The 17,345-nt window shown below is 70.1% G+C and carries 15 protein-coding genes and 1 pseudogene; 13 read left to right on the forward strand and 3 right to left on the reverse strand.

Annotated features, from left to right (window positions below):
• The first annotated feature begins 17 nt into the window (after positions 1-17).
• From OKJ99_RS28070 to OKJ99_RS28115, 10 genes are all read left to right on the forward strand, one after another.
• Positions 18-1,079 (forward strand): ABC transporter substrate-binding protein, encoded by a 1,062-nt coding sequence (locus OKJ99_RS28070; RefSeq protein ID WP_326020494.1) that lies wholly within the window; start codon positions 18-20, stop codon positions 1,077-1,079.
• Entirely contained in the window at positions 1,076-1,933 is an 858-nt protein-coding gene (locus OKJ99_RS28075) for an ABC transporter permease (protein WP_326020495.1), read from the forward strand. Before OKJ99_RS28070 ends, OKJ99_RS28075 begins: the two co-directional genes overlap by 4 nt.
• Positions 1,933-2,754 (forward strand): ABC transporter permease, encoded by an 822-nt coding sequence (locus OKJ99_RS28080; RefSeq protein ID WP_326020497.1) that lies wholly within the window; start codon positions 1,933-1,935, stop codon positions 2,752-2,754. The genes OKJ99_RS28075 and OKJ99_RS28080 overlap by 1 nt, the downstream gene beginning before the upstream one ends.
• A gap of 19 nt (positions 2,755-2,773) precedes the next feature.
• Positions 2,774-3,577: an ABC transporter ATP-binding protein gene (locus OKJ99_RS28085; protein WP_326020499.1), complete on the forward strand. Its 804-nt coding sequence runs from the start codon at positions 2,774-2,776 to the stop codon at positions 3,575-3,577.
• 37 nt (positions 3,578-3,614) lie between these two features.
• Complete coding sequence (locus tag OKJ99_RS28090; RefSeq protein WP_326020501.1) at positions 3,615-3,905, forward strand: hypothetical protein; 291 nt, start codon at positions 3,615-3,617, stop codon at positions 3,903-3,905.
• 119 nt (positions 3,906-4,024) lie between these two features.
• Complete coding sequence (locus tag OKJ99_RS28095) at positions 4,025-5,038, forward strand: LysR family transcriptional regulator (RefSeq protein ID WP_326020503.1); 1,014 nt, start codon at positions 4,025-4,027, stop codon at positions 5,036-5,038.
• A gap of 66 nt (positions 5,039-5,104) precedes the next feature.
• On the forward strand, positions 5,105-6,715 hold the full coding sequence (locus tag OKJ99_RS28100; protein ID WP_326020505.1) for an aminotransferase class V-fold PLP-dependent enzyme: 1,611 nt from the start codon (positions 5,105-5,107) through the stop codon (positions 6,713-6,715).
• A gap of 40 nt (positions 6,716-6,755) precedes the next feature.
• A complete protein-coding gene (locus tag OKJ99_RS28105; protein ID WP_326020507.1) occupies positions 6,756-7,247 on the forward strand; it encodes a RidA family protein in 492 nt (163 codons plus the stop codon).
• A gap of 83 nt (positions 7,248-7,330) precedes the next feature.
• Positions 7,331-8,644: an amidohydrolase/deacetylase family metallohydrolase gene (locus OKJ99_RS28110; protein WP_326020508.1), complete on the forward strand. Its 1,314-nt coding sequence runs from the start codon at positions 7,331-7,333 to the stop codon at positions 8,642-8,644.
• A 198-nt stretch (positions 8,645-8,842) separates the two neighbouring features.
• The gene (locus OKJ99_RS28115) at positions 8,843-10,315 is read left to right on the forward strand and encodes an MFS transporter (RefSeq protein ID WP_326020509.1); all 1,473 of its coding nucleotides are present in this window, start codon (positions 8,843-8,845) and stop codon (positions 10,313-10,315) included.
• Between the two features lie 201 nt (positions 10,316-10,516).
• On the opposite strand, the gene OKJ99_RS28120 is transcribed toward OKJ99_RS28115, so the two are convergent.
• Positions 10,517-11,581, reverse strand: coding sequence for an Lrp/AsnC family transcriptional regulator (locus OKJ99_RS28120; RefSeq protein WP_326020511.1), 1,065 nt, complete (start codon positions 11,579-11,581; stop codon positions 10,517-10,519).
• A gap of 90 nt (positions 11,582-11,671) precedes the next feature.
• Here OKJ99_RS28120 and OKJ99_RS28125 point away from each other — a divergent pair, with 90 nt between their 5' ends.
• From OKJ99_RS28125 to OKJ99_RS28135, 3 genes are all read left to right on the forward strand, one after another.
• On the forward strand, positions 11,672-12,913 hold the full coding sequence (locus OKJ99_RS28125) for a metal-dependent hydrolase family protein (protein ID WP_326020513.1): 1,242 nt from the start codon (positions 11,672-11,674) through the stop codon (positions 12,911-12,913).
• Positions 12,910-14,499, forward strand: a complete 1,590-nt coding sequence (locus OKJ99_RS28130) for an AbgT family transporter (protein WP_326020515.1) — start codon at positions 12,910-12,912, stop codon at positions 14,497-14,499. Before OKJ99_RS28125 ends, OKJ99_RS28130 begins: the two co-directional genes overlap by 4 nt.
• 104 nt (positions 14,500-14,603) lie before the next feature.
• The gene (locus OKJ99_RS28135; RefSeq protein WP_326020516.1) at positions 14,604-15,089 is read left to right on the forward strand and encodes a lamin tail domain-containing protein; all 486 of its coding nucleotides are present in this window, start codon (positions 14,604-14,606) and stop codon (positions 15,087-15,089) included.
• Positions 15,090-15,180: 91 nt separating this feature from the next.
• Here the strand turns inward: OKJ99_RS28135 and OKJ99_RS28140 are convergent.
• Positions 15,181-16,290 (reverse strand): annotated as a pseudogene (locus OKJ99_RS28140) (pectate lyase family protein); the annotation flags it as partial.
• A gap of 227 nt (positions 16,291-16,517) precedes the next feature.
• Positions 16,518-17,324, reverse strand: coding sequence for a DeoR/GlpR family DNA-binding transcription regulator (locus tag OKJ99_RS28145; RefSeq protein ID WP_326020518.1), 807 nt, complete (start codon positions 17,322-17,324; stop codon positions 16,518-16,520).
• Between the last annotated feature and the right edge of the window lie 21 nt (positions 17,325-17,345).

Genomic DNA, 17,345 nt, shown 5'->3' on the forward strand with positions numbered 1-17,345 from the left:
GTTCCGACGGTTCCACCGTGGACGATGCCGTAGAGGGTGCGTCCGGCGCGGGCGCGGCGGCGCCGACCCGCGTCAGAGCGGGATATGTGTCCGCCGTCGACCAGATAGGCCTGCCGTCGGGGGTGGAGGCCGGGTACTTCGACGAGCAGGACCTCAACGTGAAGCTGGCCCAGCCGTACCCGACCGGCGTCGACGCGCTCAACGCGCTGCAAGCGGGCGAGGTCGACTTCATCCAGGTCGGCACGCCCGCGATCGCCGCCGCGCAGAAGGGCATCGACCTCTCCCTGGTCGGCAACTACACCGGCTCGTCCAGCCAGAAGAGCATCGACGAGACGATGGCCGTGGTCGCGGCCGCCAAGTCCGGCGTGGACGGCAAGGACCTCACGACGCTGCGCGGCAAGAAGATCGGCGTCTCCGAGGGCTCCATCAACCACCTGTATCTGCTCGGCCTGTTGCGCGAGGCCGGTCTGAAGACCAGCGACGTCAAGATCGTGAACACCGAGCCGCCGGACATGGCGGTCGCCCTCAAGACCGGCGGCATCGACGCCGCCATCGTCTGGGACCCGTTCCCCATCACGATCGTCGACCAGGTCGACGGCGCCAAGGAGGTGCTGCGGGGCGGCGGCCACATCCCGTTCATCGGCTACATCGTCACCACACCCTCGTACGCGAAGAAGCACCCGGAGGTCGTCGAGCGCTTCCTGACGGCGCGGGCGCGTACCGATCAGTGGATGCGCGAGAACCCCGAGGACGCGGCGGACTCCGCGACCAGGTGGCTGCCGGGCACGAAGAAGTCGGTGGCCGTGGAGGCGATGAAGCACAACGTGAAGCAGCTCGACCCGCGCTTCTCCGCCTGCAACTACCTCGCCCTCGACACCCAGGCCCGGCTGCTCGCCAAGCAGGGCGCCGTCAAGGCCGGCTTCGACGTCGACAAGTACTTCGACCCGAAGCCGATCCTCAAGGTGATGGCGGCGAACCCGAAGCTCTTCCGTGACCTGCCCGACGTGCCCAAGTCGGCGGCCGTCGAGGGCGGTTACCGCTTCGACCGGGCGAGCGCCACGAAGGCCTGCCCGTCGTGACCCCGCCGACGACGAAGGCGGCTCCCCCGCGCCCGGCGGCCGTCGTTCCGCGCCACGCCCGAAAGCCCCGCAAGCGACGCGGTTCCCGCCTCGGCCGCGCGCTCTGGTTCCTCGGACCGCTCGCCGCGCTCGTTCTCGCGTGGGCGGTGGCGGTGTCCGTCACGGGCACACCGATGCGGGTGTTCCCGCAGGTGAGCGACGTGTTCAGGGCGCTCGGTGACATGACGGCGAGCGGTGACCTGGCCCGGCATCTGGGCGCGAGCCTGCGGCGGATGGGCCTCGGGATCGTGCTGGCGCTGGTGACCGCGCTCCCCTTCGGCATCGCCCTCGGGTCGAGCCGCGCGCTGTCCGCGTTCTTCGCGCCGCTGCTGCGGTTCTCGGTGGCGCTCGCGGGCATCGCGTGGATCCCGGTGGCGACGCTGTGGTTCGGCTACGGCGACCGTGCGGTGATCTTCATCGTGTGGAACGCGATGTTCTTCGCGCTGACGTACAACGCGATGCTGGGCGTGCGCCAGATCCCCCTTCAACTGCTGCGCGCCGCACGCTCGTTGGGGACGGGCCGGATGCGGATGTTCTGGGAGATCCTGCTGCCGGGCGCCCTGCCGAGCATCGTCACCGGGCTGCGCGTGGGCCTCGGTTACGGCTGGCGCGGGCTCGTGGCCGCCGAGATCATCGCGGGCAGCGCGGGCCTCGGCTACGCGCTGTTCCAGGCGCAGAAGTACTTCCGCACCGACGTCATCATCGCCTCGATGGTGATCATCGGGGTGCTGTGGCTGCTGATGGACCGGCTGCTGCTCGCGCCCCTTGAGCGGCGCACGGTGGAGCGCTGGGGCATGACGGGGGTGAACCGCTGATGGCCGCACTGTCCACGGCACCCATGCCCGTGTGGCGACGCCTGCTGCGCAGCGGCACCGTCCGCACGCTCGGCCCGTTCGTACCGGTCGTCGTCCTGTGGTGGCTGCTCGCCGCGTTCGAGGTGTTCCCCCGGTCCTTCTTCGCGGGGCCCACCGCCGTGCTCACGACGCTCGGCGGCCTCCTGGAGAAGGGGATCCTGCCGGGCTATCTCTCCGACTCCCTGACCCGTCTCGCGTACGGCGTCGGGTTCGGGCTGCTCATCGGCCTGCCGCTGGGCTTCGCGGTCGCGATGATCGGCCGGCTGCGCCGGTTCTGCTGGCCGATCCTGCTGTTCTTCCAGGCGATCGCGGACATCGCGTGGCTGCCGATCGTCATCGTCTGGTTCGGCTTCAGCCTGACCGCCGTCACCTTCGTGATCGTCTACACCATCGTCTTCCCGCTGATGCTCAGCGTCGTCGCGGGCGTCGAGCAGGTGCCGCGCGAGCTGGTGCGGGCGGCGCGCAGCCTGGGCGCCGGGCGGTGGCGGGTGTTCGTCGAGGTGATCGTGCCGGGCTCGCTCCCGTCGGTGGCGGGCGGCATCCGCACCGGGCTCGGCTACGGCTGGCGGGCCCTGGTGGCCGCCGAGATCATCGTCGGCACCAGCGGGATCGGCTACATGATGTTCGACGCGCGCCGGGTCGGCGACATCAGCCAGGTCTTCCTCGGCATGGTCGTCCTCGGCTCGCTCTGGTACGCGCTCGACGCGCTGATTCTGGCCCCGTTCGAGCGGGCGACCGTCGAACGCTGGGGAATGGTACGCAGGTTGGAGGCCGACGGATGAGCTGGTGGGAGATCGACTCATGACCGCTCTGGAGATCAAGGCACTGCGCAAGGCGTACGCGGACGACTACAGCGGCGAGGAGGTCACGGCCATCGACGAGGTCTCCTTCGGCGTCCGGAAGGGCGAGTTCGTGTCGGTCCTCGGGCCGAGCGGCTGCGGCAAGACCACCGTCCTGAACATCGTCGCCGGGTTCGTCGAGGCGAGCGGCGGCACGGTCTCCGTGGACGGCGCGCCCGTGCACGGCCCTGGCCCCGACCGGGGCGTGGTGTTCCAGAGCCATGCCCTCTTCCCGTGGAAGACGGTGCTCGGCAACGTCGCCTTCGGCCCGCGCATGCGGGGCGTCCCGAAGCCCGAACGGGCCGCCCGCGCACGGGAGTTCCTCGACCTGGTCGGCCTCGGCGGCTTCGAGCACCGCTACCCGCACGAGCTGTCCGGCGGCATGCAGCAGCGGCTCGGCGTGGCCCGCGTGCTCGCCAACGAACCGGCGGTGATGCTCATGGACGAGCCGTTCGCGTCCATCGACGCGCAGACCCGACGCAAGCTGCAAGAGGACCTCACCGGCATCTTCGAGAGCCGCCGCCCCACGGTCTTCTTCGTCACCCACGACGTCGACGAGGCGGTGTTCCTCTCCGACCGCGTCGTCGTGCTCTCGCGGCGCCCCAGCCGGGTCAGGGAGATCGTCGACGTGCCGCTGCCCCGGCCACGGCGCTGGGACACCGCCGTGGCACTGCCGGAGTTCCGGGCCACCGTGGAGCGGGTCAACGCACTGCTGGCAGGGGAAGGGGATGAGGACGGTGCCGCCGAGGTCGTCGCTTCTTCGTAGAACCGCGAAGAGTCCTACGCTGCGCAAGATCGCGGTGGTGGTGCTCCTCGTACTCGTCTACCAGGTGTGGCTGACCGTGCAGGCAGGCGGAAAGGTCGCCCCCGGAGTCGGTGAACTCCACGATCCCCGGGGGCGGTTCGCGGTCGACGTCGAGCTCGGCTTCAAGCCCGAGCGCTACCACATCCTGCAACTGCAGAAGCACGGGCGCATCGCCGGCACGGACGGCCATGTGGTGCATCTGCGCGGGGTGGCGCCGGCCGGGGTCGACGCGCTGACCCGCGAGTACTGGATCGAGCACATCGAGGCGCCACCGGGGGCGCCGCGCTGAACACGCGTGCCGGACAGCCGGGTTCACGGTTCGGCACGGTATTCGGAAACCGTATCGGCCCTCCTCTGAAAGCCGGTCCCTTCTGGTCCGCGGTGCGCGGGCGACGGTAGACGAGAGGCATGCTCCGTTCCGATCTGCGTCTCGAATGGCTCGTCTCCTTCCTCGGCGTCGTGGACACCGGCAGCTTCAGTGCGGCGGCCGAGCTGACCCACCGCTCCCAGCCGCGCGTGAGCATGCATGTCGCCGCCCTCGAACGGGAGGCGGGGGTGCCGCTGTTCGACCGCGACCGGCGCCCGGTGACACCCACCGACGCGGGCGCCGTCCTCGCCGAGCACGCGCGGGCCATCCTGCGCCGGCTCGCCGGGGCCGAGGCCGCGATGGCCGGGTACCGCGGCGCCGCGCGGGGCGTGGTGACGCTGGGCAGCTACCCGAGCGCCAGCGTGGCGTTCGTGCCACAGCTCCTCGAACGCATGGCGCGTACCCGTCCCGCCATCAAAGTGGTCCTGGTCGAGCGCTCCACCCTGGAGCTCGACGCGGCGCTCGCGAGCGGCGAGGTGGACATCTGCCTGCGCCCGATGGCACCTCCGCCGGGCCCTTCGGTGGAGTCGCGGCCGCTGTGGTGGGAGGGCCTGATCGCGGTCCACCGGCCCGACCACCTGCTGGCGGAGCTGCCGGAGCCACTGCCGCTCGCCGCGGTGGCCGCACACCCCCTGATCACCATCGGCCGGCTCGGCTCGTCCGAGGCGATGGGCTTCGAGACGTACCGGGCCTTCAGCGAACGCGGCCTCGAACCCAACGCCGTCCAGGCCACCAACCAGCCGCAGACCCTCATCTCGCTGGTCCGCAGCGGCCTCGGCATCGGTGTCACCAACCTCCTCGCCGTCGCCACCGCAGACACCTCGGGCGTCGTCGCGCGCAGGCTCGACGTGCCCTGCGGACGCCGGGTCGCGGTGCACTGGTCCACCACCCGGACCCTGACCCCGCCCGCGCGCACCCTGCTGCGCGAGATCGAGGCATCGGAGGCGCCACCTGGCACCCGGGACCTGACGGGAGACACCCCGCAGGGTTCGTCCACCGGTTCATCCACCGGTTCATCCAACTTGCGAATACCCGCATCAGCACGACGCGCTTAACGCCGGACGACGGCGTTCCTAGCGTGTGTTCAACACCGGTCAACGAGGCGGAAGTTGAGGGTTCGGATGCGTACTGACCCAGTCACACGTCGCACCATGCTCGGCCGGAGCGCAGCGGCCGGCGGGGCGCTCACGCTCGGCGCGCTGCTCCCCGGGGAGGCGATGGCCGCCGGCAGGTCCACCGGCACCGCCGATGCCACCGCCAACGCCGCCGCCGCCGCGAAGAAGGGTGGCTACGAGCGGATCGGCGTCCGCCCCCTCATCAACGGCCGGGGCACCTACACCGTCCTGAGCGGTTCGCTGATCCTGCCGGAGGTGCGTGAGGCCATCGACGCGGCCTCCCGGCAGTACGTGCAGCTGGACGAGCTGGCCGACGGCGTGGGCAGACGGCTCGGCGAGCTGACCGGAGCCGGGTTCGGCATGGTCAGCTCCGGCTGTTCGGCGGCCCTGACGCACGCGTCCGCGGCCTGCACGGCGGGCGGCAACCCGGACCTGCACATCCAGATCCCGGACCTGCGCGGCTTCACCAAGACCGAGGCGGTCATCCCCAAGCACTCCCGGAACGTGTACGAGGCCGCGATCAGCGCCGTCGGCCTGAAGGTCGTCGAGGTCGACACACGCGAGGAGATGAAGGCGGCGCTCGGCCCGCAGACCGCGCTCGTCTACGTCTTCGCGATGCCCCGCGTCGACGAGAGCGAGCTGGACCTGAAGACCATCGCCGAGCTCGCCCACGCCGAGGACGTGCCGGTCCTGGTCGACGCCGCAGCGGAGGTCCTCACCATCCCCAACGTCCATCTGGAGCGCGGAGCCGACCTCGTCGCGTACAGCGGCGGCAAGGCGCTGCGCGGACCGCAGTCGGCGGGCATGCTGCTCGGCCGCGAGGACCTGGTGCGCGCGGCCTGGGTGCACAGCGCGCCGCACCACGGCTACGCCCGCGGCTTCAAGGTCGGCAAGGAAGAGGCCATGGGCATGCTCGCGGCCGTCGAGATGTGGGTGCGCCGCGACCACAAGGCCGAGTACGCGAAGTGGACCTCGTGGCTGAAGACCATCGCCAAGCGGGTCTCCGCCGCGGTGCCGGGTGTCACCTCCGAACTCGTCCAGCCGGAGGGCCTGTCCAACCGCACACCCACGCTCAACCTGTACTGGGACGCCGAGAAGCGCGGCGTCGTCGGCCAGACGATCGTGGACGCCCTGTGGGAGGGCGAGCCGCGCATCGCCATCAACCCGGCGAGCGGAAAGAATCCGGGGCAGTCGGGCCTGGCCGTCACCCCGTACATGCTGGAGCCCGGCGACGAGAAGACCATCGCCGACCACATCGTCAGGCGGCTCAAGAACCCGCCCCCGGCCCCCGCGAAGCCGAAGCCGCCCTCCGTCGACGCGAGCGGCACCTGGTCCCTGGAGATCACCTACGCGGCCGGTTCCTCCAGCGAGCACGGGCTGACGCTGAAGCAGGACGGCGCGAAGCTCACCGGCACCCACCGCGGCGACTTCGTCTCGCGCGCCGCCACGGGATCCGTCAGCGCCGACGAGGTGACGGTGCGCAGCTCGTACGGGGAGGAGCACGGCGACTCCCTCTCGTACGCCTTCACGGGGAAGCTCTCCGGCGACGAGATGAGCGGCCGCGTCGATCTGGGCGAGTACCTCAAGGGCAGCTGGAAGGCGACCCGCACGTCCTGAGCCCCATCCCCTCACCATTCTCACCTTCATCGGAGGACGCGTGACCTCGAACCGACGTGACTTCATCCGTAGGGCCCCCGCAGTGGCGGCCATCGCCGCCGTACCGGCCGTGGCGGGCGCGGGCACCGCCTCGGCGGCCGACACCCAGCACGGCAAGCCGGACAAGCCGCGCAAGGAGGTGCACTACCCGGACGGCGCGGAGCCGCCGGAGAACCCCCTGTTCAGCCCCATCGTCACGTACGGCTCGATGGTCTTCATCTCCGGTATCGGCGCCCACTTCGAGGGTGACATCCGCGCCCACACCGACCACGTGCTGAACGAGGTGGAGCGCTATCTGGAGTCCGTGGGCTCCTCGATGAAGAAGGTCCTCAAGATCAACGTCTATCTGAACACCCTCGACGACTACGACGGGATGAACGAGGTCTTCCTCGGCCGCTGGGGCCCGGAACCGGGCGTGCGCACGACGATCGCGGCGGCGGCCGGCATCCCGGGCGACTCGCTGGTCGAGATCGACTGCATCGCCGTCATCTGAGTCATCCCACCGGTCCGAGTCATCCCACCGGACCGATCACCGGTCCGAGTCGTCCCACCGGACCGAACGACGAGGGAGTCCTCATGCACATAAGACAGCGGGCCCACTGGCTGGCGGTCCCGGCGGCCCTGACGCTGGTGCTCGGCGCGGCGACGGCGAGCGCTCTGGCGCCTTCGACAGCGGCCGCGACATCGCAGGCCGAGGCCTACGACCTGGTGATCGAGCGCGGCCATGTCATCGACCCGAAGAACCACGTGGACGCGGTCCGCGACGTCGCGGTCAACGGCGGGAAGATCGCGAAGGTGGCGAAGGACATCGACTCCTCCGCCGCGAAGCAGACCGTCGACGCGGCCGGTGCGTACCTCACACCCGGCCTGATCGACCTGCACGCCCACCTGTTCCCCGGCCCCGAGGACGACTACGCGAACGGCAAGAACGGGGTGTCGCCCGACGGCTTCACGTTCCGCTCCGGTGTCACCACCGCGGTGGACGCGGGCTCCTCGGGAGCGGCCAACTTCGAGCTGTTCAAGAAGAACATCATCGACCGGTCCCAGACCCGGGTCCTCGCCTTCCTGAACATCGTCGGCAAGGGCATGGGCGGCGCCAAGGTCGAGCAGGACGTCAGCGACATGAAGCCGGGGCCCGCGGCCGAGAAGGCCGCCGAGCACCCGGACACCGTCGTCGGCATCAAGACCGCGCACTACGAGGGCAAGGACTGGGCCGCCGTCGACAACGCGGTCGAGGCGGGCGACAAGGCGGACCTCCCCGTCATGGTCGACTTCGGCGCCAACCACCCCGAGCGGCCGATCGAGCAGCTCCTCGGCGAGAAGCTGCGCCCCGGTGACATCTACTCGCATGTGTACTCGGGCCTGCGCAACGAGCTGCTCGACAGTGGCAAGCTCAATTCGGGCCTGCACAAGGGCCGGGAGCGCGGTGTGCTGTTCGACGTCGGGCACGGCGGCGGCAGCTTCAGCTGGGACGTGGCGGTCGAGGCGATGAAGGAGGGCTTCGCGCCCGACACCATCTCCACCGACCTGCACATCACCAGCATGAACGCCGGCATGAAGGACATGCCGAACATCATGGGCAAGTTCCTCACGCTCGGCATGCCGCTGAAGGACGTGGTCGAGGCCTCCACCTGGAAGCCCGCGAAGGCCGTCGGCCGCGCCGACCTGGGCAATCTCTCGGTCGGCGCCCCGGCCGACCTGGCGATGTTCTCCCTCGACAAGGGGAAGTTCGGCTACGTCGACAGCTTCGGCTACCGGATCGACGGCAGCCGCAAGCTCACCACTCAGCTGACCGTCCGCGACGGCAAGGTGGTGTGGGACCTGAACGGGAAGTCCGCGAAGAAGTGGACACCGGGCGCCAAGCCGGACACCGGGGAACACGAGCACTGAGCGGCGGACACATGTACGGACACATGTGATGCACAGGGTCCCGGTCGTCGGCCGGGGCCCTGTTCACCGCTGTGACCAGCATGCGGACAAATGGACGAACCCCTTCCGGTGGCTGCATACGATTCTGCGGAACACACCACCCGCAGCACACCACCCGCAGCAACCAGCGCCAGCACACCAGCACCCCGGAAGGCCCCCGTGAGCACCACTTCCTCCCTGCCCTCACCCACGCCGGCGGAGGCGGCGTCCGGCCCCGTGCCGATCCGGTCCGCGGCCGACGTCTCCGATCTCGTCAACTCCGGCACGGCGAGCGGCAAGCACGCCCGGATGATCGTGATCATCGCGCTCGGCGGCATCTTCCTGGACGCGTACGACCTCAGCTCGCTCGCGTACGGGCTGCCGGACATCACGAAGCAGTTCGGCCTCAGCCCCACGATGGCCGGCGTCGTCACCGCCTCGATCAGTGTCGGCTCGCTGATCGGCGCGCTCGTCGGCGGCTGGCTCGTGGACCGAATAGGCCGCTACCGGGTCTTCATGGCCAACATGCTGTTCTTCGTCGTCACCGCGTTGGTGTGTGCCGTGGCCCAGGACGCGTGGACGCTGATCGGCGCCCGTTTCGTGATGGGCATCGGCGTCGGCATGGACATCCCGGTCGCCATCGCGTTCCTCGCCGAGTTCTCCCGGCTGCGCGGCAAGGGCAGCAAGGGCTCGCGCACGGCCGCCTGGTCGCCCGCCTGGTACGCGGCGACCAGCGGCTGCTACCTGGTCATCATGGCGCTGTACTTCCTGCTGCCCGACGCCCACCTGGGCTGGCTGTGGCGCTTCACCGTCGGCTTCGGCGCGATCCCCGCGCTCGTGGTCCTGCTGCTGCGCCGCCGCTATATGAACGAGTCCCCGACCTGGGCCGCCGACCAGGGCGACCTGGAGGGCGCGGCCGGCATCCTGCGGCAGTCGTACGGTGTCGAGGCCTACGTCCCCGATGACGTCGAGGGGAAGACGGAGCGCCCGCGGCGCCCCGGACTCGCGTCCTACGCGCGCCTGTTCAAGGGCCCGTACCGCACCCGCACCATCCAGTCCGTGGTGGTCGGCGTCGCGGAGACCTTCGGCTACAACGCCGTCGCGTTCGGGCTGCCGATCATCATCGCCACGCTCATGACGCAGGGCCCGCTGACCACCATCGCGTCGTCCTTCACCCTGAACCTCGTCTTCGCCCTGACCGGCGGACTGCTCGGCATCCGCTGGGCGTCGACGAAGGGCGCCTGGCCGATGATGTCGCTCGGCTTCGCGATCCAGCTGGTGGCGATCACCGTGCTGGCGCTCATCGGTCAGCCGTCGGGCACGGCCTTCGTGACGGCGGGCATCCTGATGCTCGGGGCGTTCATGTTCGCCCAGGGCTTCGGCCCCGGCGCACACATCATGAGCTACGCCTCGCTGGGCTTCCCCACGTCGATGCGCGGCGTCAGCATCGGCTTCAACCAGGCGGTACTGCGCCTCGGTTCGACGCTCACGCTGTTCTTCTTCCCGATCCTCAGCACCGGCCTCGGCACGGGGGTGTACTGGGTGATCCTCGGCGCGCCCGTCCTCGGCCTGATCGCGCTGCTCGTGAAGCGCTGGGAGCCGGTGGGCTTCGACGCGGACGCGGAGGAGCGGGAGCTCAGAGCCGGTGTCTGACCCCCCGTCGTCCGCCCGAAGGGCGGGCGCAGCGGCGGTCGGTGCGTGGCCTCGGCGTGCGGCGCCACAGGTCATGTAGCGGAGCTACCTGTCCTGTGGCGCCGTGCGGCGAGGGTGCGTGCCGGGCGTCGGGGCGCAGACGGGGGGTCAGACACCGGCTCTCAGTCTCCGGTCGACCTGATCAGTCACCCGTCGACCTGATCAGTCGCCCGTCGATCTGAGGGGTACCGCGCCCACGCTGTGGCCGCGCCGGTCGAGCAGTCGGCCGGCGTGCTTCAGCGTGCGCAGCACCACCGCGCGTTCCGTGATGCGCAGGCCGAGGTCGGCGAGGCGCCGGTTGAGGAGGGCCTCCGTGGTGTGCACCTCGGCGAGCGTGCGCAGCCAGATGTCCAGGATGAGGTTGTGGGTGCCCGCGGTGATGCTGCACATCCGTAGGCCGGGAAGTGTGCGCAGGGCCTGCACGGCGGGGTCCAGGTTCTCGGCGGGCACGGACCCGAAGTAGACGGCCGACACGGGGAATTCCGTCAGCGGCCGGGCCAGCGTGCACCGCAGCGAGAGCCGCCCGCCCGCGGTCAGCACCCGCAGCCTGCGCCGGACCGTGGCGGTGCTCGCCCCGGTGGCACGGGCCAGGCCGGACAACGGCATCCGCCCGTCCGTGCCGAGCGCGTGCGCGATGCGCCGGTCGATGGGACGTATCGGCTCGTCGGGGACGGGGCTCTCGACGGCTGTGTTCCTGGGGGACTCGGGCCGCAGCACCGCGCGCTGGCTCGGCGTGAGGCTCCGCAGCCGCCACTGCGCGCCCTCGAAGGGCACCGCCGTGATGACATGGATCCGGGTGCCGCGCACACCGGGCAGCCGGGAGATCCGCTCCCCGGTGTACCGGGCGAGGTCGTCGAACGACGAGGCGCCCACGATGGCCAGCAGATCGCGCCCGCCGGACGTCTGCTTGAGGCTGAGCATCCGGGAGTCCGCGGCGAGCGAGGTCAGCGCCTCCTCTGGCAGATGCCCGCCGGTGTCTATCTCGACCTGCGCGTACACCGATCCCTCGTCGCGGTCGAGCGCGAGATACCCGTCGACCCAGGCGGCACCGCTGCGCGCGAGCCGCTCCCAGCGCCGGGCGGCGGTGACGGGGTCGATGTCGAGGGCCTCGCCGATGAGCGTCCAGGGGGCGCGGGTGTTGACCTGGAGGGCGTGCACGAGCGCGAGATCGAGCTCGTCGATCCGGGCGCGGTCGACCACAGAAGGTTCTGAATGCTGCGTGTTCACGGTGGCCGAAATCCTGCACAGATCGTTGGGCTAGGTCAGGTTCCTGCGATTTTACGTGTTCGTCATCGCCGAATCCGACAGTGTTCGCTCATGAGTTCCCAACAGCCTTCCTCGCTCCGTATCACCAACGCCCGCCTGATCGACGGCACCGGCGCCGCGCCCGTCGAGAACGCCACACTCGTCGTCGACGCCGAGGGCCTCATCACCCACGCGGGACCGGCGGCGACGGCGCCGGACGCCCAACCCGGCGTACGCACCATCGACGCCGGAGGCCGCACACTCCTCCCCGGCTTCATCGACACCCACGTCCACCTCGGTGTCGAGTCCGCGCGCCAGATGGTGCGCCGCTACGAGCAGGACACCACGGTCGAGACCTTCCGCACCGCCGAGCGGCTGCGCGCGACCCTGGACGCGGGTGTCACCACCGTGCGCGACCTGGGCGGGCTGCCGGCGGGCTACCGCACGGCCGTCGAGCAGGGCCTGACCACAGGACCGCGCATCCACACGGCGGTCCGCATCCTCAGCCACACCGGCGGCCACGCCGACTTCGCCACCGAGTGCGGCTTCGACCCGAGCTCCGGGATGGGCGAGATCGCCGACACCCCGGACGAGGTGCGGCTCGCGGTGCGCAAGCTGCTGCGCTCGGGCGCCGATGTCATCAAGGTGTGTGCCACGGGCGGCATGTCGAGCCCCTACGACCACCCCGACGACGAGGGCCTGACCGAGGACGAGATCCGTACGGTCGTCGAGGAGCTGGCCCGGCACGGCGGCCGCCCGGTCGCCGCGCACGCGCAGGGCACCGCGGGCATCCTCAACGCGATCCGCGGCGGTGTCACCAGCGTCGAGCACGGCTACGGCATGTCGGCGCAGGCCCGTGAACTCGCGGGCGAGCGGGGCACGTTCGTCGTCCCGACGCTCTCCACGGTCTTCGACGGCATCGACAAGGCCACCATGGAGCCGTACCACTACGAGAAGAAGATCCGCTGGTCCGGCATCACCAAGGAGAACATCTCCGCGGCGATCGCCGAGGGCGTGAAGATCGCCATGGGCACGGACGCGGCGATGGTCCCGCACGGCCGCAACCTGCGCGAGCTCACCCACCTCGTGGCCCTCGGCATGACACCGCTTCAGGCGATCACCACGGGCACCCGCTCCGCCGCCGAACTCCTCGGCCTGGACACCGAGATCGGCACACTGGAGCCGGGCAAGCGGGCCGACCTGGTGCTGTGCGAGGGCGACCCGCTCGCCGACATCGCGCTGCTCGCCGACCCGGCGAACGTCGTGCTCGTCGCGCAGGGCGGCACACTCCGCAAGAACGGTCTTGGGACATGACGACACAGGCACCGGCCCCCGAACAGGCCCCCACCAGACGGGGGTTCATCGACAAGGCCATGTCCGGCATCGAGCGGGTGGGCAACAAACTCCCCCACCCGGTCCTCCTCTTCCTCGGTCTGTTCGTCATCGTCGGCGCCGCGTCCACCGCACTCGCGGCGGCCGGCGCGACGGTGAAGATCCCCGGCGAGGACAAGACGGTCGCGGTGCAGGGGGTGTTCACCGGGGACGGCGTGGTCTGGCTCCTGGAGAACTTCATCCCCAACTTCACGGGCTTCCCGTCGCTCGGCACGGTGCTGCTGATGATGGCGGCGGTGGGCGTGGCCGAGCGCACCGGCCTCCTGGAGACGGTGGTGCGCGCCTCGATCTCGCGTGCCCCTCGGTGGCTCCTGCCGTACCTGGTCGCCTTCGTGGCGGCGCAGGCCCACCTGATGAGCGACGTGGCGATCCTGGTGATCCCGCCGCTGGCCGCGCTGGTGTTCAAGAACGCGGGCCGCAATCCGGTCGCGGGCCTGATCGGCGGCTTCGCCTGCGTGTGCGCGGGGTACGCGGCGGGCTTCACGATCGGCGCCCTCGACGCCCTCTACACGGGCATCACCCACCAGGCAGCGCAGGTCCTCCCGCAGGGCGCGGACGCCCCGACGCACATCCTGATCAACTACTTCTACACGGCGTCGGCGAGCGTCGTCCTCGCCCTCATCGGCGGCTTCCTCATCTCGCGGGTCCTGGAGCCGCGACTGCCGTGGCCGACCGCGGACGGCGCCCAGGCGGCCGGCGAAGCCACCACGGGAGAAGCCACCACCGGTGAAGTCACCACGGAGGTCACCGCCCTCCAGCGCCGGGGCATGCTCCGCGCGGGACTCGCGGTCCTCGCCTACGCCGCCGTGGTCATCACCTGCTGGCTGCTGCCCGGCTCCCCGCTGCGCGGCGAGGGCGGGGCGCTGGTCCCCTCCCCCGTCCTGGACGGCATCGTCCCGCTCCTGTTCGTGGCGTTCCTCCTGGCCGGCGCGGTCTACGGCCGTACGGTCAAGGCGGTCACGCGCTTCGAGGACGTGCCGCGCATGATGGCCGACGCGATCACGGGCATGTCCGCGTACATCGTGCTCATCCTGGTCATCGCACAGGTCATCGGCGTCTTCGACTGGACGAACCTCGGCACGCTGCTCGCGGTGAAGGGCGCGGCGCTGCTCGAATCGGTGGGCCTGACGGGCTACTTGGGCCTGGTGGCCTTCGTCCTGCTGGTCTGCGTCCTGAACCTGTTCATCACGTCGGGCTCGGCGCTGTGGTCCCTGGTGGCCCCGGTCTTCGTACCGGCCTTCATGCTGCTCCACATGGAACCGGCGGTCACCCAGGCGGCGTTCCGCATCGGCGACTCGGCCACCCAGATGATCACGCCGCTGAATCCCTACGTCTTCCTGCTCCTGACGGTCCTCAAGCGCTACGAGCCGGAGGCCCAACTCGGCTCCCTGCTCTCGCGGTTGTCGGTCTTCGTGGTGCCGTTCCTCGTGGCATGGCTGGCGGTGCTCGGCATCTTCTACGGCTTCGACATACCCCTGGGGCCCGGGGCTTCGATCAGTACACCCTGACGACACACCCCAACCTGTACACATTTTGCACACATGCATGTCACTACGCATTCACATGTCATATGCTCGCGGGGCTCCACCAGAACAATTGAGGGGGGAACCTCATGCGCTACCGCTTCGCCCTGCCCGCAGCCGTCGCCGCACTCGCCGCGACCGTGACTCCCGCACAGGCCACCGAGTACTCCTCGGCCCTGAAGATCAGGGGCGTTCAGTACGACGCTCCCGGCCGGGACTCCAACCGCTGCTCGGGCGGCAACACCAAGGACGAGTACCTGACCATCAAGAACTACTCGCGCACCGCGACGGTCAACCTCAAGGGGTACGTCGTGAAGGACGCCACGGGGAACCGCTTCAGGTTCACCGCGAGCCACTCCCTCCAGCCCGGCGACTACGTCAAGCTGCGCGGCGGCAACGGCAGCGACTCCGACGCGCACAACGTCGTCTACCGCGACAACTGCAATTTCATATGGAACAACACCGGGGACACGATCTACCTGTACAAGCCGTCCGGCGCCCGCTCCGACGTCCACAAGTACACCAAGTCGGCGAACGATCGGGACGGCAACGGCTACATCGCGTTCCACGGCTGACCGTCGCCATCGGGCCCCGGCGCCCCGCCCACCGGCATGGAGACCGGTGGGCGGGGCGCCGTCCGTGCACTGCGCGTACGCCTCGAACTCAGCAGCTGCCGTCCGACACCTTCATGCCCTTGTTGGCACCCGCCGTCTCACCCACGACGCCCGGCACGCAGGACGCGGTGTCGAGCTTGTACGTGTACGGGATCGAGACCGTGGTGTTCGACACCGGGTTCGGCCCGGCCGGCTTGTAGTCGCTCTCGGCGTCCGACCACGTCACGTTGTCGAAGGTGTTTCCGCTGACCTGCCAGTACCCGGCGGCCGTCGTGTAGAAGGTGCCGAGGACGTCCTTCGAGTTCTTGAAGTAGTTGTTGTCGACCTTGGCCTTCGCCCAGGCGCGGGAGTTGATGCCCGACTCGTTGAGGCTCACGTAGTAGTTGTTGTACATGTGCGCCGTGCCGCCGCGCAGCAGGGGTGCGCGGGAGTCGATGTTCTCGTACAGGTTGTGGTGGAACGTGATGAAGCTGTTGGAGAGCTCCGTCTCGCTGGAGCCGATGAGGCCGCCTCGGCCCGAGTTGCGCAGCGTGCTGTACGAGAGGGTGACGTACTGGGTGTTGTCCTTCATGTCGAAGAGGCCGTCGTAGCCCTCCGACTCGCCGCCCGAGGCGAGCAGGCTCGCGTGGTCCACCCAGACGTTGCGGACGTCGCTCTCCATGCCGATGGCGTCGCCGCCGTTGGAGGTGGGCGAGCCGGACTTCTTGACGTTCCGGACCGTCACGTTCTGGATGATGATGTTGCTGGACTCGCGGATGTGGATGCCGAGTTGGTCGAATACCGCGCCGTTGCCGACACCCACGAGTGTGACGTTGCTGATCTGCTTGAGCTCGATGACACCGGCGGCCGTGTTGCAGCTGTCGCCCGACACCTTGCTGGTGTTTCCGTGGTTGATCGTGCCCTCGACCTCGATGGTGATCGGGGTGCTGTCGCTCGCGCGGTTGCACAGGGCCGCGTGGATCTGGGTGCCGGTGGTGGCCCGTACGGTCGCTCCGCCCGCGCCTCCGGTGGTGCCGCCGTTCTGCGTGGCGTAGCCGGTGGCGGTGCCGGTCACGGCGGCCGACGCCTCGGTGGTCGACAGCGTCGTCGCGGCGGCTCCCGCGAGGGCGAGCGCGCCGATCGCGGCGGTGAGGCGGAGCGCGACGGGTCTGGGTAACTTCATCGTCGTGGTTCCCTTCCGGTGAGTGCGGTGCAGTGCAGTGCAATGCAGCGCACTGACTCAGGTGCTCTGGGCATGCCGGTGCAGCCGGTGTGGTGCCCGGCGGAGAGAGACGGGGAAAGCGCTTTCTGCGCGGGACAATAGGGCGCCGCGGGATTCGATGGCAAGGCCTCACGCGCCCCTTGTGACCCAACTCCCCGCGGACCGGCGGCACTTGGCCGCCGGTGCGGTCACCCGCTTCCCGCGACCTCCACCCGCACCCCGCGCGCCTCGAACGCCCTGACCTGCTCCGCCGGCGCCGACGCGTCGGTCACCAGGGTCCAGCCCTCCTTCAGCGTCGCCCACGCGTGGAACGGGGCGCGGCCCAGCTTGCCGCCGTGGGCGAGGACGTAGACGTGGTCGGCCCGGCGGGCCATGAGTTCCTTGAGGCGGGTCTGACGCAGGTCCGCCTCGCAGATGCCCTTCTCGACCGTGACACCGTCGGCGCCGAGGAAGACCCGGTCGAACGACATGCGTTCCAGGGCGGCCTCGGTGAGCGGACCCACGAAGCCCTGACTGAGCGGACGCAGCGTGCCACCCAGGCACTCGACGTGCACACCCTCCGCGTCGGCGAGCGCGTGCAGCGCGGTCAGGCCCGTCGTCGCGATGGTCAACTCCTTGATGGCGCGCAGCTCATGGGCGAGCGCGCCGACCGTCGTACCGGCGTCGAGGAGCAGTGTCTCGCCCGGCTCCACCGCGCGCGCCGCCCACTGCGCGATGGCGCGCTTCTCGTCGTACGCCTCCCCCGTACGCTGCCGCAGCGACGCCTCGGGGTGTGCGGACAGCGCCATCGCGCCGCCGTACGTGCGGGCGAGCCGGCCCTCCGCGGTGAGGCGGGCGAGGTCGCGGCGGATGGTGGACGGAGTGACCTCGAAGAGCCGGGAGAGTTCCTCGACGCTCGCGAGTCCCGTGGTGGTGGCCAGGTCGACGATGCGGTCCCGGCGGGCGCGGGAGCCCTGCGCCTGGGAGACGGGCGGCTGGGAGCTCGGTGACGGCATCTGGTCGGTCCTCTACGGTGC

Origin of the sequence: Streptomyces endophyticus (assembly GCF_035798155.1) — a bacterium.
Classification (GTDB): Bacteria; Actinomycetota; Actinomycetes; order Streptomycetales; family Streptomycetaceae; genus Streptomyces; species Streptomyces endophyticus.